Consider the following 25,618-nt stretch of genomic DNA (forward strand, 5'->3'; position numbering starts at 1 on the left):
CAATCTGGAGCTTTTCCAGCTCCCCCCAGTCTGTGCTTGAGTTGAGCCAACGCGCATAAGCCGTCCGCAACTGGGGCCGTTGAAGGCAAGCTGCTGAGCGACGAGTACGGGGTTCTTGTTGGACATTGGCGCGCATTGTCGCATAACTCAGACGGCAGTTATATGGCAGGCAAACGGGCGTACGCATCGGCTCGTCCGAGAAGTCCCCGATATCCGCTGATCAAAATCTCGAAAACCCGAATGAACTCACTCGGCCATTTTCACTTCGGAAAGTGGAGCAGCAGCCATTTTCGTTCAAACGAGTGAGGACCAAGCCATGCGAGCAATGACCTATCACGGCGCCCATGACGTGCGCGTCGAAACCGTACCGGACCCGAAACTTGAAGCCGCCGACGACATCATCCTGCGCGTCACCGCTACCGCCATCTGCGGGTCGGACCTGCACCTGTACCGAGGCAAGATACCCACCGTCGAGCACGGCGATATCTTCGGTCATGAGTTCATGGGGATCGTCGAAGAAAGCGGGCCAGCCGTCACGGCCGTGCAGCGCGGCGACCGCGTGGTGATTCCGTTCGTGATCGCCTGTGGCGATTGCTTCTTCTGCCAGCAAGAGCTTTACGCCGCTTGCGAGACCACCAACGAAGGCCCCGGCGCGGCGCTGAACAAGAAAATGATTCCGCCGCCAGCAGCGCTGTTCGGCTACAGCCGTATGTATGGCGGAATTCCCGGTGGCCAGGCGGAACTGGTGCGCGTGCCGAAAGCCAATACCGGCCCGTTCAAGGTACCGGGCACGCTGTCGGACGAGAAAGTGCTGTTTCTCTCTGACATCCTGCCGACTGCCTGGCAAGCGGTGATCAACGCCGGCGTTAAACAGGGTTCGAGTCTGGCGATCTACGGCGCCGGGCCGGTCGGTTTGCTCACCGCAGCCTGCGCGAGAATGCTCGGTGCTGAGCTGATTTTCATGGTCGACCATCACCAGTACCGCCTCGATTATGCCCAGCGCACCTACGGCGTGATTCCGATCAACTTCGATGAAGACGATGACCCGGCCGACACTATTACCAGCCAGACTCCCGGCCATCGCGGCGTCGATGCCGTGATCGATGCCGTCGGCCTTGAAGCCAAGGGCAGCACCACCGAAACGGTCATGGCTACACTCAAGCTTGAAGGCAGCAGCGGCAAGGCTTTGCGCCAGTGCATCGCCGCCGTCCGCCGTGGCGGTGTGGTCAGCGTTCCGGGGGTGTATGCCGGGTTTATCCATGGCTTCATGTTCGGCGATGCTTTTGACAAGGGCCTGACCTTCAAAATGGGCCAGACTCACGTACAGCGTTTTCTCCCGGAGCTGCTTGGCTATATCGAAACCGGCAAGTTGCAGCCTGAAGCGATCATCACTCACAGGCTGTCGCTGGAGCAGGCGGCCGAGGGTTACAAGATCTTCAATAAAAAGCAGGAAGAATGCCGCAAGGTGATTCTGACCCCGGGTGGCAGCGATGTTCCGCTGGCGCAGCTGGATGAAACCACGCCGTTCGTACCGGCCACCTGAAACCGAGGACTTTTCATGGCGCTACCGTCATCTTCGTTCGCCGCCCCCGTGCGCGCATGGTTCGTCAGCCTGACGCGTACGGGCTGGGGAGGGCGGATTTTCTGGCTGACCCTGGTCGGTGTAACCGTGTTGCTGTTGATCAGTGGCTACACCGGTTTGGTCAGTACGGGCCGCGACACCTTGCGCCTCGCCACACTTGGCGGACTGTCGGGTTTTGCCGCTACGGCAGTCGGTGCGTTATTGGCCCTGGCGCTGCGGGCGATTACTTCGCGAACTCAAGACACCATGCTCGGGTTTGCGGCAGGGATGATGTTGGCTGCCAGTTCCTTTTCACTGATCCTGCCGGGGATTGCGGCGGCGAAGGAAGCGGTGAGCAGTCCCATGCTCGCCGCTGCCGTCGTAGTTGCCGGCATGGCTTTGGGCGTAGCGTTGATGGTCGGCCTCGACCGCTTCGTCCCCCACGAACACGAAAAGAGCGGCCGGCGCGGCCCCGAAGCCAAGCGCTTCAATCGAGTCTGGCTGTTCGTGCTGGCGATCACCCTGCACAACCTGCCGGAAGGCATGGCGATCGGCGTCAGCTTCGCCACCGGCGACATGAAAATCGGCTTGCCGCTAACCACCGCCATTGCCATTCAGGACATCCCCGAAGGTCTGGCTGTGGCGTTGGCGCTGCGGGTGACCGGCATTTCCGCAGGACGTGCAGCGTTGATTGCCGCCGCTTCAGGATTGATGGAACCGTTGGGCGCGATTATCGGATTGGGCATCACCAATAGTTTTGCGTTGGGTTTTCCGGTGGCGATGGGCCTGGCGGCGGGCGCGATGATCTTTGTGGTGTCGCATGAAGTGATTCCGGAAACTCACCGCAACGGCCACGAGACGCCTGCCACGCTCGGGCTGATGCTTGGGTTCGGCGTGATGATGTTTCTCGATACCGCTTTGGGTTAAAAAACCGACGTGCACCACTGAGCGTATCGTCTCGCACAAAAAGGGAATTTTTTTCAGCGCCAATCACTCTTTCGTTTATAGGCAATGCCAATAATGCAGGGGAATGAGTCATGTCGCTGATCGAAATCCCGACCAGGAAGTCTTCGGGTAAAACATCCACGCCGGCGGATACCGAGCGCCGGCTCTATGACCGATTGCTGGCGGAAGACTCCACGGTTGATCGTGCGGCACTGGACTTCCTGCGCCGGCAGCTGAGCAAGGCGGCTGCGCTGTCTGACGATTTGCCGGCCAGCGCCGAAGAGCTGCTGCAATGGTCGGAAACCCGCTGCGCCAGCGTGGCGGCCGAGTACGCCGATTACCTCGAACAACGTCAGCAGGGCGCGCCGCGCCGCTATTTCCGCAACAAATCCCACGCGTTGTATTTCATCTTGCATGTGGCACCGACCAAAGAGGTCGATGGCGCTTGGCTGGCTGGGCTGTTGCCGCAGTGGCAGGACCCGCGTTTCGACGATTTGCTCGATACCTATCTTGAAGAACTGGGCGAGGGCGTGCCACGGCAGAATCATGTGGTGATCTATCGCAAGCTGCTCGCCGAGCATGAATGCTCTGATCTGAGCGGTCTTGCCGACGAGTATTTTCTGCAAGGCGCGGTGCAGCTGGCACTGGGACGTTTCGGCGGGCAGTTTCTGCCAGAAGTCATCGGCTTCAACCTCGGCTACGAGCAACTGCCGCTGCACTTGTTGATCAGTGCTTATGAGCTAGCGGAGCTGGGCATCGATCCGCACTATTTCCGCCTGCACGTGACCATCGACAACGCCAGCACCGGCCATGCGCGCAAGGCAGTGCAATCAATGCTCGAGCTGTTGCCACTTGGCGATGAACGCGATGAGTTCTACCGGCGCATGGCTGTCGGTTATCGCCTCAATGATGTCGGCAAAGGCACAACCGCGGTGATCACAGAGTTCGATCTGGACCACGAAGTCATCGCCATGCTTGAGCGCAAGGCGGTGTTTGGCCGGCACATGCATTCCGACTACTGCCGCATCGAAAACCGCACCATCAATCAGTGGCTGGCCACGCCGGGACAGATGGGCGAGTTTCTGTCGGCGCTGGAGCGCAAAAGCTGGATCAAACGCGGTGAGGCGGTGGAAGAAAGTCGTTTCTGGCGTTTGATCGACGGCAGCGATGCGGCGATGTTCGGGGTGTTCAATGGCTATGAGAAACAGCTGTTGCGCGACTGGATCACTCAGGATTGCCCGGCCTCCCGGCCTCGGCCTTACGTACGCCGCGAAGCTGCCGTCGAAGAAACCTTTGACGATGACGCCGATCTGCTCAACTTGGAAGCGGCACTGGCCGACAAGCCTGCCGCCGAACAGATGTCATTGTTGATGCCATGGCTGCAACCCCAGCGGCACTGGCGTCCGGCCGGACTTTTCGCGACGCGTCGCTTCATGCAACTGCGCGCCCGCTTGCGTTGAAACAAGGAGGCTTCATGTCGGCACAAGAAACATCGGACAGAGCGCTGTTCGAGTTGGGCAAGCGCCTGCTCGACAGCGGTTATCACTTCATTACTCCAACGCCGTTGACCCACGAGCGCTTCTTGCAGCGCTTCACCACACCTTTGGCGAAAGATCTGCGTGATGTGTTTGGCTGGTCGATGCCGTTTCCTTCAGAGCTGTTTCGCGCAGAAGAACTGGCCACGCTGGAGCAGGCCGGCGTAGTCGAACGCGATGGCGCGGTGTGGCGCAGTCAAGTGCGCTGGTCGACGCTCAATGAGCGGTTGTTCGCTCATTCCGCCTTCCCGACAACCGCGAGCGATGCGGTGTTCTTCGGTCCGGATACCTACCGTTTCGCTCAGGCCATCGAAACGCAATTGCAGCAACGCTTTTCGCCGATCAGGCGCGCGGTGGACATCGGCTGCGGCAGCGGCGCCGGGGCGGTGCTCATCGCCAAGGCACGGCCGGATGCCCAAGTGCTGGCGGTGGATATCAATCCGCAGGCGTTGCGCATGAGTGCCGTCAACGCTGAGCTGGCCGGAGCCAACAACGTGTCGGTGTACCACAGTGATCTGCTCGCCAGTGTCGAAGGTCAGTTCGACTTGATCATCGCCAACCCGCCGTACATGAACGACCAGCAACAGCGCGCTTATCGCCACGGCGGTGGGGCGCTGGGCGAAGGCTTGTCGGTGCGTATCGTGCGTGAAGCGTTGCCACGTCTGGAAGTCGGCGGCACGTTGCTGGTGTACACCGGCGTAGCGATTGTTGCCGGGCAGGACCCGTTCCGCGAGGCCGTGGCGCCTCTGCTCAAGGGCGAACGTTTTGGCTGGACTTATCGTGAGCTTGATCCGGACGTGTTCAGCGAGGAACTGCTCAAGCCTGAATATGAGCGCGCCGAGCGCATCGCCGTGGTCGCACTGACGGTAACCCGCGAGCAGTGACCGATAGTTGGGCCACTGCTCGCGCGGTGGCCTTCAGCGATTTCTGATGCGCGAGATCGTCAGCAGGCAAACCCCTACCAGCATCGCAGCCCCGGCCACCAGAAGCGGTGAAGGGCGAATTGGCTGCCGCGAGATACGCTCGATGCGCCCGGCGAGGGAAGCGCGCACTGGCGCAGCAGGTTCCGCCAGATAAGGCGCTTCTTCGATCTCCAGGCGTAAGCCGTCCGGCATCACCAGCGTCAGCCCTTCAATCGTACCGGCAATTCTGCCCGGATAAACCGGCTCACCGGTCGGGTCGAGCTGGTCGTAGACAAACATTTGCCCTTCAAGCCAGCCGACGGCGGTCTGCAACTCAGGTCCCAGGTAATACTTTCCATCGAGAAAAAAGCCAGAGAATTGCGGCGCGCGCTCGACGCTTTCAATGCGATAGCGCTGACCTGGTTTCATACCGGTTTGTGGGGCGATCATGGGGGTTCCTCCGTTATTGGTAAGCGATAGAGGAGCGCGTGCCAAGCGTGGTTCCATCCAAATGAGCAACGGGCGTTTGTATGGATTCAAGTGTGCTGGAGCTTTACACGCAAACGCGCAAGACAGTTTTTCACAGTTGAGGGTTCACTATCGGTTACGAACTGTGGCTAAAATGCCACCCTTTCACCGAGCGCCCGGAAACGGCGCGGGCCATGGACGCGCCCTGTGCATCAAGACCGCTGCATAAGACGCTGGGCCTCAGGTCGCCACGCGCGCAGTTTGTTCACTTTTGACGTGTGACCCTTTTCCGTGAAACTCATCATTGCCGCTGTTTATGTCATCTCGATTGCTTACGTTCACTTGCGTGGACGCGTGCGCCACAAGCTGGGGCGGCAACTGAGTGACCACTCGACGTTCCTCGCGCCGATCAACTGCTTCCTTTATCTGTTTTCGAAGATTCCCAACAAGCCGTACCTGAATCCGGCGGATTTCCCGGATCTGAGCCCGTTGCAGGCGCACTGGCAAGAGATTCGCGAGGAAGGCCAGAATCTGCTGCGTGCCGGCGAGATCAAGCGCTCGAATCAGTATGACGATGTCGGCTTCAACTCTTTCTTCAAGACTGGCTGGAAGCGCTTCTACCTCAAGTGGTACGGCGACAGCCATCCATCGGCGATGAAGCTGTGCCCGCGCACCACTGAATTGGTGCAGAGCATCGGCTCAATCAAGGCGGCGATGTTTGCCGAGCTGCCACCGGGCTCGAAGCTGGTGCGCCACCGCGATCCGTACGCCGGTTCCTATCGTTATCACCTGGGTCTGGATACGCCGAATGATCCCGGCTGCTACATCAACGTCGACGGTGAGAACTATCACTGGCGCGATGGCGAAGCGGTGATGTTCGACGAGACGTTTATTCATTACGCTGAAAACACCACGGATCAGAACCGGATCATTCTGTTCTGTGACATTGAGCGGCCGTTGAAGTACCGCTGGGCGGCGGCGTTCAACCGCTGGTTCAGCCGCACCGTGATGTCAGCGGCAGGCGCGCCGAATGATGCGGGGGACAAGACTGGCGGCATCAACCGCTTGTTTACCAAAATCTACAAGATCCGTTTGCGCGGCAAAGAGCTCAAGAAGCGCAACCGTACGCGTTACTACTTGGAAAAATGGGCGATTTTTGCGGCGTTGTTGGCGATCTTTATTCTGATCTGAGACTTGCGGTGTCAGTACCGGCCTCTTCGCGAGCAGGCTCGCTCCCACATTTTGAAATGCGTTTCCCTGTGGGAGCGAGCCTGCTCGCGAAGGCGGCCTCACTTCAAACATACCTCTAGCTGGCCCAACGCTTACTCCCCGGACGCCTTCTTGGTCTTCTTCGCCGGCGCCGCCTTACTGGTTGATTTGGCCTTGGACTTGGCCGGTGCCTTGCCGCCGAGGCTGCGTTTGAGCAGCTCGGTCAAGTCGATAACATCGGCAGTCTTGCGTTCTTCCTCGCCAGTGGTGGTCTCGACGTCCTCGATCTTGCCTTCGTGGGCTTTTTTCTCGACCAGCGCCATGATCTTGTCTTCGAACTCGTCCTTGTAGTCCTCAGGCGACCACTCCGAGGTCATGTCTTCAACCAGACGTTTGGCCATGTCCAGCTCACCCTTGGCCAATTGCGGTTTGGTCACTTCACTGCCCAGCGCCAGTTCATCAAGACTGCGCACTTCCTGCGGCCAGCGCAGTTTCACCAGAACCAGCGCCGACTCCAGCGGCATCAACGCGGCCAGGTATTGACGGGTATGCAGGACAACGCGGGCGAGGGCGACCTTGTTGGTTTTGCTCAGGGTTTCGCGCAGCAACGCGTAGACCTTGCCGCCGCGCTTGTCTGGCGCCAGGTAATAGGGCGTGTCGATGTTCTGCAGCGGAATCTGCTCGGCGTCGACGAAAGAGAAAATGTCGATGGTCTGTGTCGAGACGGGGTGCGCCGAGCGGATTTCTTCCTCGCTGAGCACCACGTAGCGACCCTTTTCGTAGGCCACGCCTTTAACGATGTTCTCTTTGGTGACTTCCTTGCCGGTGACCTTGTTGATGCGTTTGTAGCCCACCGGGTCCATGCTGCGGCTGTCGAGCCAATCGAAGTCCACGCCTTGGGACGACGTCGCTGAAACCAGCGCCACGGGGATGTGTACCAGTCCAAAACTGATTGCGCCTTTCCAGATTGCCCGAGCCATGACTTGTCCTCCGAGTGATGATCAGGTGACCCGTGGCGCGGCGAGAAAGTTTCCAGTGATTGCGCGGCTTCCAGCGGTACGGTCAAGCCGTGTTACATGTTGTTTAAGGCACGAGGGTTAACAAATCCGAACCCACGGCGTAGCTTGGGCTCCAAGGCTCTAGTCCACGCACATCGAGAGGTATTCCCATGAACCGGTTTCTGATTGGCATCGCCGTCCTCGTCTTAAGTGGTGGCCTGGTTCATGCCGATGTCGTGCTCGCACAAAGCCCCACCGGGAACAGCAACAATCCCTACAACAGCCCGATCCGCCGGGCCAATCCCAACAGCATGCAGGGCACCCAGCCCAGCGCTCCGCCGCTTCGCGGGCCGAACACCGTTCCCGTGCCACGTCAGCCGACCGTTGAAAATCGCGGCATCGGCAATGGTCAACCGATTCGATCGGTGCCGAGCAATCCGCCAACCTTCATTCCCAACCCGCCCTCACGGGGCACCGGCAGCAACCGTTGAACGGCAGGACTGATGTTCTGTCAGCCTTTCCCACGAACAAAAGGAATCGTGCATGTTGCGTAAAACCCTACTAGCCACCTGCTGCGCCGCCGCGCTGATCAGTGCCCCGGCGTTCGCCGCCGCGCCCAAAGAGCTGAAAAGCGAACAGGGCATTCTTGAAGTCACCACCATTGCCCAAGGCCTGGAACATCCCTGGGCACTGGCGTTTCTGCCTGATCAGAAGGGCATGCTGGTGACCGAACGTCCGGGTCATCTGCGCGTTGTGAGCAAGGACGGCAAACTGTCGGAGCCGATCAGTGGCGTGCCGCAAGTCTGGGCTAAAGGGCAGGGCGGTTTGCTTGATGTGGCGCTGTCGCCAGACTTCAAGCAGGACCGCATGGTCTATCTGTCGTATGCCGAAGGCGGTGGTGAGGGCGGCAAGGCTGGTACGGCGGTAGGGCGCGGACGGCTTTCCGATGACCTGAAGACGCTGAAGGACTTCAATGTGATCTTCCGTCAGGAACCGAAGCTGTCGGTGAGCAACCACTTCGGTTCACGGCTGGTGTTCGATCGCGACGGGTATCTGTTCATCACCCTCGGTGAAAACAACGATCGGCCGACTGCGCAGGACCTCGACAAGTTGCAAGGCAAAGTCGTACGCATCTTCCCGGATGGCAAGGTGCCGGACGATAACCCTTTTGTTGGCCAATCCGGTGTCCGGCCTGAAATCTGGTCCTACGGCCTGCGTAACCCGCAAGGCGCGGCGCTCAATCCGTGGACCGGCACGCTGTGGGAGAACGAGCACGGGCCACGTGGCGGCGACGAAGTGAACATCATCGAACGTGGCAAGAACTACGGCTGGCCGTTGGCGACCCATGGCATCAACTACTCGATGCAACCGATTCCTGAGGCGAAGGGCAAAACTGCTGAAGGCACCGTGGCGCCGCATCATGTCTGGGAAAAATCCCCCGGGGTTACCGGCATGGCCTTCTATGACGCGGATCGCTTCACGCCGTGGCAGCACAACGCGTTTATCGGCGCACTGGTGACCCAGGAGCTGATTCGCCTGCAATTCGATGGTGACAAGGTAGTCCATGAGGAGCGTTTGCTGGGTGAGTTGAATCAGCGTATCCGTGACGTGCGCCAAGGGCCGGATGGCTATCTGTATGTGCTGACGGATGAAGAGAATGGCTCGCTTTACAGGCTGGGGCTGAAATAATTGCGTGCGGTGAATGATCCGACGCCTTCGCGAGCAGGCTCGCTCCCACATTGAAATGCAGTCTCCCTGTGGGAGCGAGCCTGCTCGCGAAGAGGCCCGCGCATCTTGCGCAGACTTCGGGCAGTCCCGCATTTGGCCGAACCGCCGCCCCCTTGCCTTGTTATAGTTCGAGGCTTATTTCCCAGCCCGGTAAAGGATCACTGCCATGACTCAATACTCCGCCTTCAGCGTCGAACTGGCCGACAACATCGCCCATGTGCAGATCAATCGCCCGGAAAAGATCAACGCAATGAACGCGGCGTTCTGGAGCGAAATCGTCGAAATCTTTCACTGGGTTGACGATACCGACGAAGTCCGCGTGGTGGTGCTCAGCGGTAACGGCAAGCATTTTTCATCGGGCATCGACCTGATGATGCTCGCCGGTGTCGCCAATGAACTGGGCAAGGACGTGGGCCGTAATGCGCGCCTGTTGCGGCGCAAGATTCTCAATCTGCAAGCCTCGTTCAACGCCGTCGACAATTGCCGCAAACCGGTGCTTGCTGCAATTCAGGGCTATTGCCTGGGCGGGGCAATCGATCTGATCGCCGCCTGTGACATGCGTTATGCCGCCGAGGACGCGCAATTTTCCATCAAGGAAATTGACATCGGCATGGCCGCTGATGTCGGCACGTTGCAACGGTTGCCGCGAATCATCGGAGACGGCATGCTGCGTGAACTGGCTTACACCGGTCGCACCTTTGGCGCCGAGGAAGCACGCAGCATGGGCCTGGTCAATCGCGTCTACGGCGATAAGGACACGCTGCTCGAAGGCGTGTTCGGCATTGCCCGTGACATCGCTGCGAAGTCGCCGATCGCCGTGACCGGTACCAAGGAAATGATCAGCTACATGCGCGACCATCGCATCGACGATGGTCTTGAATACGTTGCCACCTGGAACGCCGCCATGTTGCAATCCACCGATCTGCGCGTGGCCATGGCCGCCCACATGAGCAAACAGAAACCCGAATTTCTGGATTGAGTTAATCATGATCTCTCGCTGGACCACTGCAGTACTCGACACCGATCAACCCGGCGGCTGGGCCGTAGCGCGCAGCCCCGAAGGCTTCCTGTTCGATGACAACGGCGCACTGTTCCCGCGCGAGTGGCTCAAGCGCCAGGACCTTTCAGTCCTCGCTGAGCACGGGATTGGTCATCTCGACGGCGAACCGGTCTATCTGCTTGAGTTGCACAGCGTCAGCGATGTGCCCGGTTGCGGCTGGAAGGGGCTGCGAGCGTTCATGCTCGAAGGCGATCACACGCTGTACAAAGTGCTCGGTTATGCCGCTCAGATCGGCACTTGGGCACGAGAGCATCGCTTCTGCGGCAACTGCGGCCAGCCAATGACGCAAGTCCCGCGCGAACGAGCGATGTATTGCCAGCCGTGCGATCTGCGCAGTTATCCGCGCATTTCACCAAGCATGATCGTGCTGATCACCCGTGGCGACGAAATCCTTCTGGCGCGCTCGCCGCGTTTCGTCACCGGGGTTTACAGCACGCTGGCCGGCTTCGCCGAGCCGGGGGAATCGGCCGAGGATTGCCTGATTCGCGAAGTGCGTGAAGAAGTGCAGATCGAAGTGAAGAACATCCAGTACATCGGCAGCCAGTGCTGGCCGTTCCCGCATTCGATGATGCTCGGCTTCCATGCCGAATATGCCGGTGGCGAAATTGTCTGTCAGGAAGACGAGATCGAGGACGCCCAGTGGTTCAACGTGCATGACTTGCCGCCGTTGCCGGCGTCGCGTTCGATTGCCCGTTACCTGATCGACGTCTACGTCGCGCGGCGCTTAGGCCACGCTGAACCAGTGTTGCCAGGCTAGACGCACGGTCAAGCCGAGCACGACGGTGATGAACACTGGACGAATGAATTTGGCCCCGCCGCTGATTGCGGTGCGCGCGCCGAAGAAGGCCCCGACCATCACCGACAGGCCCATGCACAGGCCAATGATCCAGTCGACCTGACCGGAGAAGATGAACACCGACAGCGCTGCGATGTTGCTGACAAAGTTCATGCTGCGCGCTACGCCGCTGGCCTTGACCAGGTCGATCGGGTACAGCAGCAGACTGCTCACGGTCCAGAATGCGCCCGTGCCGGGGCCGGCCACGCCATCGTAGAAGCCGAGGCTGAAGCCTTGGGTCGATTGCCATTTTTTTTTGATCGGCGCGTCGCTGTCCAGCGGCGCTTTCGGCGTGCCGCCAAACAGCAAATACAGGCCACAGGCGAAAACGATCACCGGCAGCATCTTGTTCAGCCACTCGGCCGGCAGGTAATGCGCAACCACCGCGCCAGTGAGCGCGCCGACCAGGGTGCCGACAATCGCGTGGGTCCACTGGCGTGGATGAAACAGTTTGCGTTTGTAGAAGGTGAAGCTGGCGGTCGCCGAACCGAAGGTCGAGCTCAGCTTGTTGGTGCCCAGCACCAGATGCGGCGGCAGGCCCGCCGTCAGCAGCGCCGGCGTGGTCAACAGACCGCCACCGCCAGCGATGGCATCGATGAAACCGGCAAGGAAAGCAACAGCAGCCAGAATGGCCAGGGTGGTGAGGTCAACGCTGAGTTCGAAAGGCATGGAGTCGGCTTATTCGGCAAGGCGCAGAACGTGGGCTGCGGGGAGGGCGGTTATGTTACCTGTATCGAACTGTTGCGGCGAGCCAGAGCATGCCGTCGTCAATTACAGTCTGGAATACATTCCTGTGTAGGAGCTGCCGAAGGCTGCGATCTTCTCGGGCGCGGAGCGCCCCGGCTGCTGCGCGTGGGAACGATCAAATCAAGATCAAAAGATCGCAGCCTTCGGCAGCTCCTACACAGGGGTGGGTTGGCTTTAGAGACCGAGTTCACTCAGCCCCGGATGATCATCCGGCCGGCGGCCCAGCGGCCAGTGGAATTTGCGCTCGCTTTCCTTGATCGGCATGTCGTTGATGCAGGCATAGCGCTGGAACATCAGGCCGTTGTCATCGAACTCCCAGTTCTCGTTGCCGTACGAGCGGAACCAGTTGCCCGAATCGTCGTGCCATTCATAGGCATAACGCACCGCGATACGCGTATCGGAGTAGGCCCAGAGTTCTTTGATCAAGCGATAATCCAGTTCCTTCGCCCATTTGCGCGTCAGAAACGCCTTGGCCTCTTCGCGGTTGTTGGCAAACTCGGCGCGATTGCGCCATTTGGTGTCGAGGGTATAGGCGAGCGAAACCTTTTCCGGATCGCGGCTGTTCCAGCCATCCTCGGCCAGACGCACCTTCTCGATGGCTGACGCATGGTTGAACGGGGGCAATGGCGGACGTACCTGGGCTGCAGTCGACATGTTCAATCTCCTGATTCATTTAATGTTTGAACAACAAGTCCGGCTTGCTAAGAGTTACAGGCCCAATAACTTTCGCGCCATGCATTGCGCATTATCGGCGGCACTGTGATCACCCATCACAAGCGCTATGGTAATGGCGCCTTCAATCAGGATCAGCAACTGTCTGGCCAATAGTTGCGGATCCTCGGCACCATATTCGGTACATAGCTCGCACACGTAGTCGAGCAGCTTCTGTTTGTGTTCTTTGGCCACCAGCCGCACTGGATCCTGTGGATCACCGGTTTCGCCGCTGGTGTTGATGAAGGCGCAGCCGCGAAAGCCTTCCGAGTCGAACCAGCCCTTGAGCACGGTAAACAGGTTGAGCAGACGATCGGCCGGAGTCTTGGCCTGGTCGACAGCACTTGTGAACCAGTGCATCCAGCGAACATCGCGTCGCTGAAGGGCCGCGACAACGAGTGCGTCCTTGTCGGCAAAGTAACGGTAGATGCTTTTTCTGGAGACGCCGGCGGTCTTCACCAGAAGATCCATGCTGGTGGCAGCGATGCCACTTTTGTAGATCAACTTTTCGGTGACATCCAGAATGATGTCGCGTGTGTCATTGCTGATTGATTCGTTCATGTGGCGAACAGTAGAACGACTGTTCTCCTTGGTCAAGCGAATTTCTTCAGCGTGTGTGAAAACGCTTTCGCGAGCAGGCTCGCTCCCACAGGGGAATGCATTTCAACGGTGGGAGCGAGCCTGCTCGCGAAGGGGCCATTACGGACACTGACAAGACCCGGCGCAGACGATGGTGTAAGCTCTCAAACTCTTCGGAATCGAACCTTGCGAGCCTTATGCCGTTGCTTTTCAAACGTTCTCTGCTGCCCAAACTGCGCAGCTTCGCGCTGACCGCCGAGGCGGTGAGCATTCTGTCCAGTGCTGCCGAATTCCGACGCTGCCTGCTCGAGCAAATCGCCGCAGCGACGCAGCGCATCTACATCGTCGCGCTGTATCTGCAGCAGGACGAAGCCGGTCAGGAAATCCTCGATGCCCTGCACGCAGCCAAGCTCAAGCGTCCCGAGCTGGAAATCGCCGTGGTGGTCGACTGGTTGCGTGCCCAGCGCGGTCTGATCGGCGCGGGCAAGCAGCCGGGCAACGCCGCCTGGTATCAGGACATGACCCGCACGCACCAGAGCGAAGTGCCGATCTACGGCGTGCCGGTGCAGACCCGCGAGTTGTTCGGCGTGCTGCACCTCAAAGGCTTCGTGATCGACGACAAGGTGGTCTACAGCGGCGCGAGTCTGAACAACGTCTACCTGCACAAACTCGACAAGTACCGCTTCGACCGCTACCACGTGCTGCACAGTCGCGAGCTCGCGGATTCGATGCATCATCTGGTCAAGCACGGACTGATCGAATCGAAAGCCGTGCATCGCCTCGACCTGCCGAACCTGCCGAGCACGCGCAGCCTGCGCAACGACATCGGCGACCTGCGCAGTCGCCTCAAGTATGCGACCTACGACACCGGCGCCGGCAGCACCAGCAGAGATGGGCTGTCGGTCACGCCACTGCTCGGCGTCGGCAAGAACAACCCGCTGAACCGGGCGATTCTCGAACTGATCGCCAGCGCACAAAAGCAGCTGACCATCTGCACGCCATACTTCAACCTGCCACTGGGCGTGATCCGTGAGATCAACCGCGCGCTGGCCCGTGGCGTGAAGATCGACATCGTGGTTGGCGACAAGACCGCCAACGATTTCTACATTTCGCCGAGCGAGCCGTTCAAGGTGATCGCCGCGCTGCCGTATCTATACGAAATCAGCCTGCGCCGCTTCGCCAAACGCCATCAGCACAGCATCGACAGCGGCCAGTTGAACCTGCACTTGTGGCGCGACGGTGACAACACCTATCACCTCAAGGGCATGTGGATCGATCAGCGCTACACCTTGCTGACTGGCAACAACCTCAATCCGCGCGCGTTTCGCCTCGACCTGGAAAACGCGCTGCTGATCGAAGACCCGAAAGGTGAATGGCTGGAGCCACGGGCGAAAGAGCTGGAAAACATCTTCCGCCATACCACGCGGATCGACAGCTTCCAGACCCTGGAGACACTGCCAGATTACCCGGCAGGGGTGGCGAAGTTTCTCAAGCGGGTGAGTCGGGTGAGGATTGAGCGGTTGCTCTACAGGATTCTCTAGCGCGTCCGGAATTGCTTTCGCGAGCAGGCTCGCTCCCACAGGGAAATGCATTCCAATTGTGGGAGCGGGCTTGCCCGCGATGAGGCGCTGAAGATTTAATTCAGACCCAACTTCCCGCGCATCATCGAAAGATCCTCCGCCAGCGTATTCACCGGCCCGATCAGCGCTTTGCGGTCGTTGTCCTTCACTTTGTCATAGGTCTCAAACCCGCCATCCGCCGTTTTGTACTTGGCGAGGATCTTGTCGACCGTAGCGAAGTTCTTGTCGACCTTGGCAACAAACGCCTTGTCCTGCTGTTCGATCTGCGGGCGGAACAGATCAACGATCTTCTTCGCCCCGTCGATATTGCCTTGGAAGTCGTACAGGTCGGTGTGGCTGTAGCGATCTTCCTCGCCGGAAATCTTCGTCGCCGCGACTTCTTCCAACAGCGCAGCAGCGCCGCCGACGACCTTCTCTGGCGGGAAGGTCAGACCGGCCACACGGGTTTGCAGGACCTGCACGTCTTTGTTCAAACCGTCGGCCAATGCATCCAGGCCCTTAGTGGACTTCTCCGCGAACAACGAATATTCGATCCGGTGAAAGCCAGTGAAGTCCTCGGCCTTAACGCCTTTTTCGTGATCGTCAACGCGCGAGTCGATGGACGCATCGAGATCGCTGAACAGCTCGGCAATCGGCTCGATCGACTCGTAATAAACCCGCGTCGGCGCGTAGAGCTTCTGCGCGGTGGCCAGATCGCCTTTCTTCACCGCGTCGGTGAACTGCTGGGTGTGGCTGGCCAGTTCATCGAGCTTTTCGGTCACGTAGATCTTGTAGTCCGACACCGGCCCCACCAGATCCAGCGGCGCAGTCGCGGCGAACGCCGCTAGCGGGGTGTTGAGCAAACCAAGGGTCAGCAATAACGCGAGTGGCGTCTTTTTCATGGGGCGGCTCCAGTGTCGGTTGGGTGTCATGCGGTTTTGTTTTGGGAGGTGGCAGCGAGTAACGAGCGACCGATGAAATCGTCATCGCCGGTAGCGCCGGGCAGGGTGAAGAAGTAACCGCCGCCGACCGGTTTGAGGTATTCCTCAAGCGGTTCGCCGTTGAGGCGGGTCTGCACGGTGATAAAGCCTTTTTCCAGATCGGCCTGATAGCAGATGAACAGCAGACCCATGTCGAGCTGGCCGTTCTTGTTGACGCCGTTGGAGTAGTTGAACGGCCGGCGCAGGATCAGATTGGCCTGGGTCGCGGCGGTGCGCGGGTTGGCCAGACGAATGTGCGCATCGAGCCTGGTCAGCTTGCCGGCCGGATCCTTGCTGTAATCCGGCACTTCGCTTTCAGTGTGGCCACCGATGGGCGCGCCGCTGCTCTTGACCCGGCCGAGAATGCTTTCCTGCTCCTGCAACGGCGTGCGATCCCAGCGCTCGACGAAGTTGCGGATGATGCGCACCGCTTGATAACTGCCGTGGGCAGCCCAGGCCGGTTCGTCACTGTCCGGCTGTACCCAGACAATCCGCTCCATGGCCTTGGCGTCGTTGGAATCGGGGTTGGCCGAACCGTCGCGAAAACCGAGAAAGTTGCGCGCCGACTGCGCCGGCACACCGGGTTTGGCCGGTGCTTGCGGCGGTACGCTGCCTTCCTGTTTCCAGCGCACCAGCAGCAGGTCGGGCAGGTTCTTGACGATGTCGCGCAGGGCGTGAATGTTGGTGTCGGCAGTGTTGGCGCAGAACTGCAGACTGAGGTCGCCATGGCAGCAATCGGCGTCCAGCGCATCGTTGGGAAAACCGACCATGCGTTGCAGACGCTTGGGCTTTGCCGCCGCCAGACCGAAGCGCTCGTCGAACAGCGAATCGCCGACAGAAACGGTGATGGTCAGGTTGTCCGGGGTGACCACCGGGCCGAGGATGCCGGAGTCCAGCGGTGGCAGTTTCGGGTCGATCTGCGCGACCGGGCCGCCCTTCATCAAAAACGCGATGCGTTCGTTGAGGGTGCGGAACAGCCGCTCGAGGTCTTCGCGATCGCTGGCCAGCACATCGAACGCCACCAGCATCCCGGAGGCCGGGCGTGGGGTGACGATGCCGGTCTGGTGCAGACCGTGGAAATCGTGGCGGTCTTCGGTCTTGTCGCTGCTCGGCGCTTCGGTGACTTGCGCAGGCTGCGCGGCCATGGCCGGGCAGCTCAGCGCCGAGCCGGCAAGGGCGACACCGGCGGCGCCCATGCCCATCAGCACGCGACGTCGTTGCAGGTTGAGAGGTTCTGAATCGTTCATCTGTCGTGGTCTTCTGCTTACAGGCCGGAAAGGCCGAGGGCGGGGTCGATGCCATCCATTGCCGCGGCCAAAGCCTTGGCTTTGGCGGCGATCTGCTGGCGTTGCGCGGCGGTCACGGCGTCGTAACTGACGTAGCCATCGGCGGATTTGAACGCGTTGAGCTGGTTGTCGAAGTCACTCATGGCCTGGTCGACATTCGCCAACACGTCAGCGGCGGATTTGCTCAGCATCGGGCGCAACAGGTCGACGACCTTGCGCGCGGTCTGCGCGTTGGCGGCGAAACCGTTGAGATCGCTGTGGCTGTAGCGTTCTTCCTCGCCGCTGCCGGCGCGCACCTCGGCGAGGCTGTTGAGGTTGCGCACGACGATGCCCACCAGTTGCTCCGGCGGCAGTGACTGCGCGAGCAACTGTTGCTTGAGGGTGGTGACATCTGCGAGCAAGCGCTGGGCAATCGGCGTGACATCATCGAGATTGCGCTGCTGGAACAGCGCGTATTCGAGGCGATGGAAACCGACAAAGGCGGGATCCTGTTCGCGCTTTTCGAAATAATCGGCGCGGGCATTGATCTGATTGTCCAGCTCGGCCAGGCGCTGCGCCGCCGGCGCCAGACGCTGATAGGCAGCACGCGCCGGCAGGTACAACGCTTGCGCCTGCGCCAGATCACCACTGGTGATCGCCTGATTCAGCGCCGTCGTCGCTTTGATCAACGCGCTGCCCTGAACGGCCAGATATACGCGAAATTCCGACAGCGGCCCGACGAAAGCCACCATCGATGGTTTGGCCTTGGCGGCGGCATCGGAAGCGGCCGTCGGTGTGACGTGCAAAGTGCCGCGCGCGTTGCTGAGCAAGCCGCAAGTGATCGCATAGTCGCCCGGTTGCAGGTTGGCGTTGATCACCTGGCTCAGGCCCGGCGCGATGTTTTCCCGCTCTTCGACCACCAGCACGCCGTCGAGAATTTCCCACTCGACCGCACGCTCGGAGCGGTTGACGATGCGAAAACTGGCGCGGCCGGCGGGCACCGTCAGGGCATCTGGCTCGCAACTGTGCGGATGGATGTTTACGACGATTTCATCGTGGTTGTGCTGACGCTTGGCGGCGGCCATGTTCGAGGCGTACCAGAACAGCCCGCCGGCGGCGACCATCAGCAGCACCGAGCCGGCCAGCGCCCAACGCAGGGCCGGAGGGGTTTGGGTAGTAGACATGAAGGGCCTTATTGGCTGGAAACGGAAGTGGTTGACGGCGCCTGGCGCGGCGCGGGCATGAAGAACATCACCAGCGCCAGCAGCAGATAAATCAGGTACGCGCCAAGAGTGCTGACGGTCGGCGCATCCTGGTAACCGAACATGCCGGCCAGCACCGAGCCCAGCGGGCCGTCCATCGGCAGCGTCGCGCTGAAGTCGAACAGCACCATTTGCAGATGATTCCACAGCCCGGCTTCATGCAGCGCCTGCACCGAGTTGGCGAGGATCCCGGCAGCGACCACGAGGATGAACAATCCGGTCCACTTGAAGAACGCCGAAAGATTGAGACGCATGCTGCCGCTGTAGATCAGGAAACCGACAATTACCGCCAGGATCAGGCCGAGCAGGGCGCCGATCGGCGCGCCTGGGCCTTCGCTTTGCTGGAACACGGCGAGCAGGAAGAACACCGTCTCCAGGCCTTCGCGAGCGACGGCGAAGAAAACCATGGCGATCAATGCAATCACCTGATGCCTGGATTGCGTCAGCGCTTGATCCAGCGAGGCTTGCAGCGAGTGCTTGATCGACCGCGCGACCTTGCGCATCCAGAACACCATCGAACTGAGAATGCCCACGGCGACCAGACCGACGACGCCTTCGAACAGCTCCTGCTGCTTCTGTGGGAATTCAGCACTGATCAGTTCCAGACCACCGCCGACCAGCAGGGCAAGGGCGGCGGCGAGGAAGACGCCGATCCATACCGCTGGCATCCATTGGCCACGGCCGGTCTGCTGCAAATAACTGGCAATGATGCCGACGATAAGCGCGGCCTCGATGCCTTCGCGCAACATGATCAAAAAGGGAACGAGCATTGGCGAGCCACAGCGATTTAGATAGGAGGCTAAGTTGTAACATAATGACACTCATTCCCAAATGGCATTCATTGACATTTAGCTGAACGTTAGCTGAACAACTGTGATTCCTGTGTGAGCGAGCCTGCTCGCGAATGCGGTATGCCTGTGACATTTGTTTATCTGACACACCGCGTTCGCGAGCAGGCTCGCTCCCACATTGGCCCTGCGGTGAAATCAGCAGCTGGGTTAAGATGCCCACCACCCAAAAAACAATAAGGCTCATCTCGCTCCATGGCGGAAAAAGACACCATTGCCATTCAACTGGTGCGCGAAGCGCTGCTGCAAAGTTGCGCCCCGGGCGCGGCGACGGATGAGGCGTTGACCAAAGTCGGCATCGATCCGGCTTTGTTAGCGGCCGATGAGGGCAGGGTGCCGGCCTCGCAATACGCCAGGCTCTGGCGCCTGCTGGCGCGACGCGGTGATGACGAGTTCTTCGGCATGGACCCGCGCCCGCTCAAATCCGGCAGCCTGGCGTTTTTGTGTCGCAGCGCCATGGCGCAACCGACGCTGGCGGCGGCGCTGGATACCGGTCTGACGTTCCTTTCGCTGATGCTGGAAAAACTGCCGGCGCAACTGGCGCATCAGCAGAGCCTTGCGGAAATCGTCCTGCTCGAAGACGACGCCGAACCGCGACGCGCCTTCACCTATTTCACTTACTGGATGATCGTGCACGGCGTCGCGTGCTGGCTGGCCGGGCGGCGGATTCCGATTCTGGCGATTGAACTGCGCTGCGCCGAACCGGATTTCACTGACGACTATCGCGTGATGTTCTCGGAGAACCTGCGGTTTGAACGCCCACGTACGCGGATGATCTTTTCCGCCGATTGCCTCGATCTGCCGATCAAACGCAGTGCTGAAGAACTCAAGCGCTTTCTCGCCCAGGCGCCGGCCAACATTCTGGTCAAGTACCGCGACCCCGACAGCCTCGCCAGCCGGATCAAGCAGGATCTGCGGCAGCTCCCCGCCGAGCAATGGCCGGAAACCGAGGCGCTGGCCCAGCAATTTTGTATGTCCGCGTCGACATTACGCCGGCGTCTGGCCGAGGAAGGGCAGACTTATCAGGGGCTGAAAGACAGCGTGCGCAAAGAGCTGGCGATTACCTGGCTGGCGGAGCCTTCGATCAGTTTTGTCGAGATCGCAACACGGCTGGGCTTTGCTGATGCCAGTTCGTTCTACAAAGCGTTTCGCAAGTGGTCGGGGTCGAACCCGGGGCATTACCGGACGCTGATCCTCAATGAGGTGGTCTGACCCGACGCCTTCGCGAGCAGGCTCGCTCCCACATTTTTGAAATGCGGTCCCCTGTAGGAGCTGCCGAAGGCTGCGATCTTTTGATCTTGTACTTGATGGTAAAAATCAAGATCAAAAGATCGCAGCCTCGTTGCACTCGTCAGCTCCTACAGGGCATGCGGCCGCAACCTCTTGGCCAAACCAGTCAACCACGTTGATAGCTTTGACCATTGCCCCAAGCCCCGCGCGGCGCGACTATCCCTGTGTTGTTTACGGTTCCCAGCCTAATAAAAACACCGAGGGATTCTGGCAATGCGTGATTACTTGTCTGCCACCGAACAGTTCGATTATCAGCACACCGTCGATGCATCGCTCAGCGGCACGCTCGCCGCGCTCAACGCCTGCGTCGAATGTTGCGACCGCCATGCCTTGCCCGGGCGTATTGCGTTGTTCTGGGAAGGTCGCGACGGCTCTAGTGCGACTTACACCTTCACTGATCTGCAAGACAAAGCCGCGCGTTTCGCCAATTTCCTCCTCGCCCAGGGCGTGCAGAAGGGCGATAAAGTCGCTGGCCTGCTGCCACGCAACGTCGAATTGCTCATCACCGTGCTCGCCACCTGGCGCATCGGCGCGGTGTATCAGCCGCTATTCACCGCATTCGGGCCGAAAGCGCTAGAGCACCGCCTGAACAGCTCGGGGGCTAAAATCGTGGTCACCGACGCGGTCAACCGGCCCAAGCTCAATGAAGTCAGCGCATGCCCGACCATCGTCACCGTGGCCGGCGCCAAAGGTCAGGGCATTGTTCGCGGTGATTTCAGTTTCTGGGCTGAGCTGGCCAACTATTCCAATGTCTGCGAGCCGGTATTGCTGACCGGCGAAGACCCGTTCCTGCTGATGTTCACCTCGGGCACCACTGGCCCTGCGAAAGCCTTGGCGGTGCCGCTCAAAGCCATCGTCGCTTTCCAGAGCTACACCCGCGATGCGGTGGACCTGCGCCCCGAAGACGCGTTCTGGAACGTCGCCGATCCGGGCTGGGCCTATGGCATCTATTTCGGCGTCACCGGGCCGTTGGCGCTGGGGCACCCGATTACCTTCTACGATGGCCCGTTCACCCTCGAAAGCACCTGTCGGGTGATCAACAAATACGGCATTACCAATCTCACCGGCTCGCCCACTGCCTATCGTTTGCTGATTGCCGGTGGCGAGGAGTTCGCCAGATCGATCAAGGGCAAACTGCGCATCGTCAGCAGCGCCGGCGAGCCGCTGAACCCGGAAGTGATCCGCTGGTTCGCCGACAACCTCGACGTGGTCATCCACGACCATTACGGCCAGACCGAACTGGGCATGGTGCTGTGCAACCACCACGGCCTCGAGCACCCGGTGCATGTCGGCGCCGCTGGTTTCGCTTCGCCGGGCCATCGCATTGTCGTGCTCGATGAGCAGTGCAACGAACTCGGCGTCGGTCAGCCGGGCATTCTTGCCATCGACCGCCCGCAGTCGCCGATGTGCTGGTTCGGCGGCTACGAAGGCGCGCCGACCAAGGCCTTCGTCGGCAACTACTATCTAAGCGGCGACACCGTGGAGTGGAACCCGGACGGCAGCATCAGCTTCGTCGGCCGCAGTGATGATGTGATCACCACTTCGGGCTACCGCGTCGGCCCGTTCGACGTGGAAAGTGCCCTGATCGAACACCCAGCCGTGGTCGAGGCGGCGGTCGTCGGCAAACCCGACCCGGAACGCACCGAACTGGTCAAAGCCTTTGTCGTGCTGAGCGCGCAGTACCGCGCCGCGCCGGAGTTGGCGGAAGAACTGCGCCAACACGTACGCAAGCGTCTGGCCGCGCATTCGTACCCGCGTGAAATCGAATTTGTCAGCGAGTTGCCCAAAACCCCGAGTGGCAAATTGCAGCGCTTTATCTTGCGCAACCAGGAAATCGCCAAGGCTCAAGAGGCCGCGGCGCACAGAGTTTCAGCTTGAATCCAAGGGAACACCGTCATGCAGATCGAGAACAAGGTTTTTATCGTCACCGGCGGCGCGTCAGGCCTCGGTGCCGCCAGCGCTGAATTGCTGGTCAGTGCCGGCGCCAAAGTCATGCTGGTCGACATGAACGCTGAAGCCGTCGCCGCTCAGGCTCAGCGCCTGGGTGCGCAAAGCGTGGTTGCCGACATCAGCAATGAAGCCGCCGCCGAAGCCGCTGTGCAGGCGACCGTTGCCGCATTTGGCAGCCTCAACGGCCTGATCAACTGCGCCGGCATCGTTCGCGGCGAGAAAATTCTCGGCAAGAACGGCCCGCACGCCCTGAGCAGTTTTGCTCAAGTGATCAACGTCAACCTGATCGGCAGTTTCAACATGCTGCGCCTGGCTGCGGCGGCGATCGCCGAGAGCGAAGCCAATGCTGACGGCGAGCGTGGAGTGATCATCAACACCGCCTCGGTCGCAGCGTTCGACGGCCAGATTGGCCAGGCTGCGTACTCGGCTTCGAAAGGCGCGATCGCCAGCCTGACCCTGCCGGCCGCCCGCGAGCTGGCGCGCTTCGGCATCCGCGTGATGACCATCGCACCGGGCATTTTCGAAACGCCGATGATGGCCGGCATGACCCCGGAAGTGCGCGACTCGCTGGCCGCCGGCGTGCCATTCCCGCCGCGTCTGGGCAAGCCTGCCGAATACGCCGCGCTCGTGCGCCACATCATCGAAAACAGCATGCTCAACGGCGAGGTGATCCGTCTCGACGGCGCCTTGCGCATGGCCGCCAAGTAAGGAGGATTAGTCATGACTATGTCCAATGATCCGATTGTTATCGTCAGCGCTGTCCGCACACCGATGGGCGGTTTTCAGGGCGAGTTGAAAAGCCTCACCGCACCGCAACTCGGCGCGGCGGCGATCAAGGCTGCGGTCGAACGCGCCGGTGTCGCCAGCGACGCGGTTGATGAACTGCTGTTTGGGTGCGTACTGCCCGCCGGCCTCGGTCAGGCGCCGGCACGTCAGGCTGCGCTGGGCGCCGGGCTGGATAAATCGACGCGCTGCACCACGGTGAACAAGATGTGCGGCTCGGGCATGCAGACCACCATCATGGCTCACGACATGCTGCTTGCCGGCAGTGCCGACGTGGTGATCGCCGGCGGTATGGAAAGCATGTCCAACTCGCCGTACCTGCTCGATCGTGCCCGCGCCGGCTATCGCATGGGCCATGGCCGCGTGCTCGATTCGATGTTCCTCGACGGCCTCGAAGACGCCTACGACAAGGGCCGCCTGATGGGCACCTTCGCTGAGGATTGCGCCGAGGCCAACGGCTTCAGCCGCGAGGCGCAGGACGCTTTCGCCATTACCTCGACCACCCGCGCACAACAGGCGATCCAGGACGGCAGCTTCAAGGACGAAATCGTCCCGCTGACTGTGACTGTCGGCAAAGAGCAGGTGGTGATCAGCAATGATGAACAGCCGCCAAAAGCCAAACTCGACAAAGTCGCCTCGCTGAAATCGGCGTTCCGCGAGGGCGGCACGGTCACCGCAGCCAACTCCAGCTCGATTTCCGACGGCGCGGCAGCGCTGGTGCTGATGCGCCAGTCCCACGCGCAGCAACTGGGCCTCAAGCCGCTGGCGGTGATCCATGGGCATGCTGCGTTCGCTGATACACCGGGCCTGTTTCCCACCGCGCCGATTGGCGCGATCAAGAAACTGGTGAACAAGACCGGTTGGGCGCTGGATCAGGTGGATCTGTTTGAAGTGAACGAGGCGTTTGCCGTGGTCGGCATGGCGGCGATGACGCACCTGGAGATTCCCCACGACAAGCTCAATGTGCATGGCGGCGCCTGCGCGCTGGGCCATCCGATCGGCGCCTCGGGAGCGAGGATTCTGGTGACGTTGCTCGCGGCACTGCGGCAGAAACAACTCAAGCGCGGCATTGCAGCGATCTGCATTGGCGGCGGCGAAGCCACGGCCATGGCTGTGGAATGCGTTTACTGAAGGCATCGCCGATCAACTGTGGGAGCGAGCCTGCTCGCGAAGACGTCGTTTCAGCCGGCACATGCGTGACTGATACACCGCTTTCGCGAGCAGGCTCGCTCCCACAGGGTTCAATGTCGTACTCAGATTTCAAGGACTCACCATGATCCCCAACGAAGACCAGACCCAGATCCGCGACATGGCCCGGCAGTTTGCCGAGGAGCGGCTCAAGCCGTTCGCCGCCGAGTGGGATCGCGAGCACCGTTTCCCCAGGGAAGCCATCGCCGAGATGGCTGAGCTGGGCTTCTTCGGCATGCTCGTGCCGGAGCAGTGGGGCGGCTGTGACACCGGCTACCTCGCGTACGCCATGGCTTTGGAAGAAATCGCCGCCGGCGACGGTGCCTGCTCGACGATCATGAGCGTGCACAACTCGGTCGGCTGCGTGCCGATTCTCAAGTTCGGCAATGACGATCAGCGCGAGCGCTTCCTCAAACCGCTGGCCAGCGGCGCCATGCTCGGCGCCTTCGCGCTGACCGAACCGCAGGCCGGTTCCGATGCCAGCAGCCTGAAAACCCGCGCGCGGCTGGAAGGCGATCACTACGTGCTCAACGGCTGCAAACAGTTCATCACCTCCGGGCAGAACGCCGGCATCGTGATCGTGTTTGCCGTGACCGACCCGAGCGCCGGCAAACGCGGGATCAGCGCGTTTATCGTGCCGACCGACTCGCCAGGCTACAAAGTCGCGCGGGTCGAAGACAAACTCGGCCAGCACGCGTCCGACACCTGCCAGATTCTTTTTGAAGATGTGAAAGTGCCGGTGGCCAATCGGCTGGGCGAGGAGGGCGAGGGCTACAAGATTGCCTTGGCCAACCTTGAAGGCGGCCGCGTCGGTATCGCCTCGCAAGCCGTCGGCATGGCCCGCGCCGCGTTCGAAGCCGCTCGTGATTACGCCCGCGAGCGTGACACCTTCGGCAAGCCGATCATCGAGCATCAGGCCGTGGCGTTCCGCCTGGCGGACATGGCCACGCAAATTGCCGTCGCCCGGCAAATGGTGCATTACGCCGCAGCCTTGCGTGACAGCGGCCAACCGGCGCTGGTCGAGGCGTCGATGGCCAAGCTGTTCGCCTCGGAAATGGCTGAGAAGGTCTGCTCCATGGCCTTGCAAACCCTTGGCGGTTACGGTTACCTCAACGACTTTCCGCTGGAACGCATCTACCGCGACGTGCGCGTCTGCCAGATCTACGAAGGCACCAGCGACATTCAGCGCATGGTCATTTCGCGCAATCTCTGACA

At 60.5% G+C, this 25,618-nt stretch carries 24 protein-coding genes; 15 read left to right on the forward strand and 9 right to left on the reverse strand.

The window, feature by feature from the left end:
• The first annotated feature begins 316 nt into the window (after positions 1-316).
• From J2Y39_RS06030 to J2Y39_RS06045, 4 genes are all read left to right on the forward strand, one after another.
• Positions 317-1,543, forward strand: a complete 1,227-nt coding sequence (locus J2Y39_RS06030) for a zinc-dependent alcohol dehydrogenase (protein ID WP_252869519.1) — start codon at positions 317-319, stop codon at positions 1,541-1,543.
• Between the two features lie 15 nt (positions 1,544-1,558).
• Positions 1,559-2,488, forward strand: a complete 930-nt coding sequence (locus tag J2Y39_RS06035) for a ZIP family metal transporter (protein WP_236168844.1) — start codon at positions 1,559-1,561, stop codon at positions 2,486-2,488.
• 110 nt (positions 2,489-2,598) lie between these two features.
• Complete coding sequence (locus J2Y39_RS06040) at positions 2,599-3,966, forward strand: iron-containing redox enzyme family protein (RefSeq protein WP_056785944.1); 1,368 nt, start codon at positions 2,599-2,601, stop codon at positions 3,964-3,966.
• 14 nt (positions 3,967-3,980) lie between these two features.
• The gene (locus tag J2Y39_RS06045) at positions 3,981-4,925 is read left to right on the forward strand and encodes a class I SAM-dependent methyltransferase (protein WP_310215932.1); all 945 of its coding nucleotides are present in this window, start codon (positions 3,981-3,983) and stop codon (positions 4,923-4,925) included.
• A 33-nt stretch (positions 4,926-4,958) separates the two neighbouring features.
• Here J2Y39_RS06045 and J2Y39_RS06050 read toward each other — a convergent pair whose 3' ends face one another.
• Positions 4,959-5,393, reverse strand: a complete 435-nt coding sequence (locus J2Y39_RS06050) for a short chain dehydrogenase (RefSeq protein ID WP_310215934.1) — start codon at positions 5,391-5,393, stop codon at positions 4,959-4,961.
• Positions 5,394-5,702: 309 nt separating this feature from the next.
• On the opposite strand from J2Y39_RS06050, the gene lpxO reads away from it, so the two are divergent.
• Positions 5,703-6,602, forward strand: coding sequence for a lipid A hydroxylase LpxO (gene lpxO / locus J2Y39_RS06055; RefSeq protein WP_041480397.1), 900 nt, complete (start codon positions 5,703-5,705; stop codon positions 6,600-6,602).
• A 131-nt stretch (positions 6,603-6,733) separates the two neighbouring features.
• Here lpxO and J2Y39_RS06060 read toward each other — a convergent pair whose 3' ends face one another.
• Positions 6,734-7,600, reverse strand: a complete 867-nt coding sequence (locus tag J2Y39_RS06060) for a Ku protein (RefSeq protein ID WP_310215938.1) — start codon at positions 7,598-7,600, stop codon at positions 6,734-6,736.
• 188 nt (positions 7,601-7,788) lie between these two features.
• On the opposite strand from J2Y39_RS06060, the gene J2Y39_RS06065 reads away from it, so the two are divergent.
• The 4 genes from J2Y39_RS06065 (at position 7,789) to nudC (ending at position 11,163) form a co-directional block, all read left to right on the forward strand.
• Positions 7,789-8,109: a hypothetical protein gene (locus J2Y39_RS06065; RefSeq protein ID WP_056785955.1), complete on the forward strand. Its 321-nt coding sequence runs from the start codon at positions 7,789-7,791 to the stop codon at positions 8,107-8,109.
• Positions 8,110-8,161: 52 nt separating this feature from the next.
• A complete protein-coding gene (locus tag J2Y39_RS06070) occupies positions 8,162-9,307 on the forward strand; it encodes a PQQ-dependent sugar dehydrogenase (RefSeq protein ID WP_016774703.1) in 1,146 nt (381 codons plus the stop codon).
• Positions 9,308-9,512: 205 nt separating this feature from the next.
• The gene (locus J2Y39_RS06075; RefSeq protein WP_310215941.1) at positions 9,513-10,325 is read left to right on the forward strand and encodes a crotonase/enoyl-CoA hydratase family protein; all 813 of its coding nucleotides are present in this window, start codon (positions 9,513-9,515) and stop codon (positions 10,323-10,325) included.
• 7 nt (positions 10,326-10,332) lie between these two features.
• Entirely contained in the window at positions 10,333-11,163 is an 831-nt protein-coding gene (nudC, locus tag J2Y39_RS06080; RefSeq protein ID WP_095180000.1) for an NAD(+) diphosphatase, read from the forward strand.
• Here the strand turns inward: nudC and J2Y39_RS06085 are convergent.
• From J2Y39_RS06085 to J2Y39_RS06095, 3 genes are all read right to left on the reverse strand, one after another.
• Entirely contained in the window at positions 11,131-11,910 is a 780-nt protein-coding gene (locus tag J2Y39_RS06085) for a TSUP family transporter (protein ID WP_016774706.1), read from the reverse strand. The two genes, nudC and J2Y39_RS06085, sit on opposite strands and share 33 nt — an antisense overlap.
• 252 nt (positions 11,911-12,162) lie before the next feature.
• Positions 12,163-12,642, reverse strand: coding sequence for a nuclear transport factor 2 family protein (locus J2Y39_RS06090; protein ID WP_016774707.1), 480 nt, complete (start codon positions 12,640-12,642; stop codon positions 12,163-12,165).
• A 54-nt stretch (positions 12,643-12,696) separates the two neighbouring features.
• Positions 12,697-13,260 carry a TetR/AcrR family transcriptional regulator gene (locus tag J2Y39_RS06095; protein ID WP_252876285.1) on the reverse strand — a complete coding sequence of 188 codons (564 nt, stop codon included), beginning with the start codon at positions 13,258-13,260 and terminating at the stop codon, positions 12,697-12,699.
• Positions 13,261-13,475: 215 nt separating this feature from the next.
• Between J2Y39_RS06095 and pssA the strand changes: the two genes are divergently transcribed.
• Entirely contained in the window at positions 13,476-14,819 is a 1,344-nt protein-coding gene (gene pssA, locus J2Y39_RS06100; RefSeq protein ID WP_310215950.1) for a CDP-diacylglycerol--serine O-phosphatidyltransferase, read from the forward strand.
• Between the two features lie 95 nt (positions 14,820-14,914).
• Here pssA and efeO (J2Y39_RS06105) read toward each other — a convergent pair whose 3' ends face one another.
• The 4 genes from efeO (J2Y39_RS06105) to efeU are packed head-to-tail and all read right to left on the reverse strand — an operon-like array spanning position 14,915 to position 19,114.
• The gene (efeO, locus tag J2Y39_RS06105) at positions 14,915-15,739 is read right to left on the reverse strand and encodes an iron uptake system protein EfeO (RefSeq protein ID WP_150635338.1); all 825 of its coding nucleotides are present in this window, start codon (positions 15,737-15,739) and stop codon (positions 14,915-14,917) included.
• A gap of 26 nt (positions 15,740-15,765) precedes the next feature.
• Positions 15,766-17,064, reverse strand: coding sequence for an iron uptake transporter deferrochelatase/peroxidase subunit (efeB, locus tag J2Y39_RS06110; protein ID WP_310215953.1), 1,299 nt, complete (start codon positions 17,062-17,064; stop codon positions 15,766-15,768).
• A 17-nt stretch (positions 17,065-17,081) separates the two neighbouring features.
• Entirely contained in the window at positions 17,082-18,266 is a 1,185-nt protein-coding gene (efeO, locus tag J2Y39_RS06115) for an iron uptake system protein EfeO (RefSeq protein WP_310215956.1), read from the reverse strand.
• An 8-nt stretch (positions 18,267-18,274) separates the two neighbouring features.
• Positions 18,275-19,114 carry an iron uptake transporter permease EfeU gene (efeU, locus tag J2Y39_RS06120; RefSeq protein WP_310215959.1) on the reverse strand — a complete coding sequence of 280 codons (840 nt, stop codon included), beginning with the start codon at positions 19,112-19,114 and terminating at the stop codon, positions 18,275-18,277.
• Positions 19,115-19,387: 273 nt separating this feature from the next.
• Between efeU and J2Y39_RS06125 the strand changes: the two genes are divergently transcribed.
• From J2Y39_RS06125 to J2Y39_RS06145, 5 genes are all read left to right on the forward strand, one after another.
• Positions 19,388-20,404 (forward strand): AraC family transcriptional regulator, encoded by a 1,017-nt coding sequence (locus J2Y39_RS06125; RefSeq protein WP_310215962.1) that lies wholly within the window; start codon positions 19,388-19,390, stop codon positions 20,402-20,404.
• Between the two features lie 291 nt (positions 20,405-20,695).
• The gene (locus J2Y39_RS06130) at positions 20,696-22,360 is read left to right on the forward strand and encodes an AMP-binding protein (RefSeq protein WP_310215965.1); all 1,665 of its coding nucleotides are present in this window, start codon (positions 20,696-20,698) and stop codon (positions 22,358-22,360) included.
• Between the two features lie 18 nt (positions 22,361-22,378).
• A complete protein-coding gene (locus J2Y39_RS06135) occupies positions 22,379-23,140 on the forward strand; it encodes an SDR family NAD(P)-dependent oxidoreductase (RefSeq protein ID WP_041480381.1) in 762 nt (253 codons plus the stop codon).
• A gap of 12 nt (positions 23,141-23,152) precedes the next feature.
• On the forward strand, positions 23,153-24,346 hold the full coding sequence (locus J2Y39_RS06140) for an acetyl-CoA C-acyltransferase (RefSeq protein ID WP_310215968.1): 1,194 nt from the start codon (positions 23,153-23,155) through the stop codon (positions 24,344-24,346).
• A gap of 142 nt (positions 24,347-24,488) precedes the next feature.
• Positions 24,489-25,616 carry an acyl-CoA dehydrogenase gene (locus J2Y39_RS06145; protein WP_130910508.1) on the forward strand — a complete coding sequence of 376 codons (1,128 nt, stop codon included), beginning with the start codon at positions 24,489-24,491 and terminating at the stop codon, positions 25,614-25,616.
• The last annotated feature ends 2 nt before the right edge of the window (positions 25,617-25,618 follow it).

The sequence above is a fragment of the Pseudomonas sp. 2957 genome, assembly GCF_031456345.1.
Classification (GTDB): Bacteria; Pseudomonadota; Gammaproteobacteria; order Pseudomonadales; family Pseudomonadaceae; genus Aquipseudomonas; species Aquipseudomonas siliginis.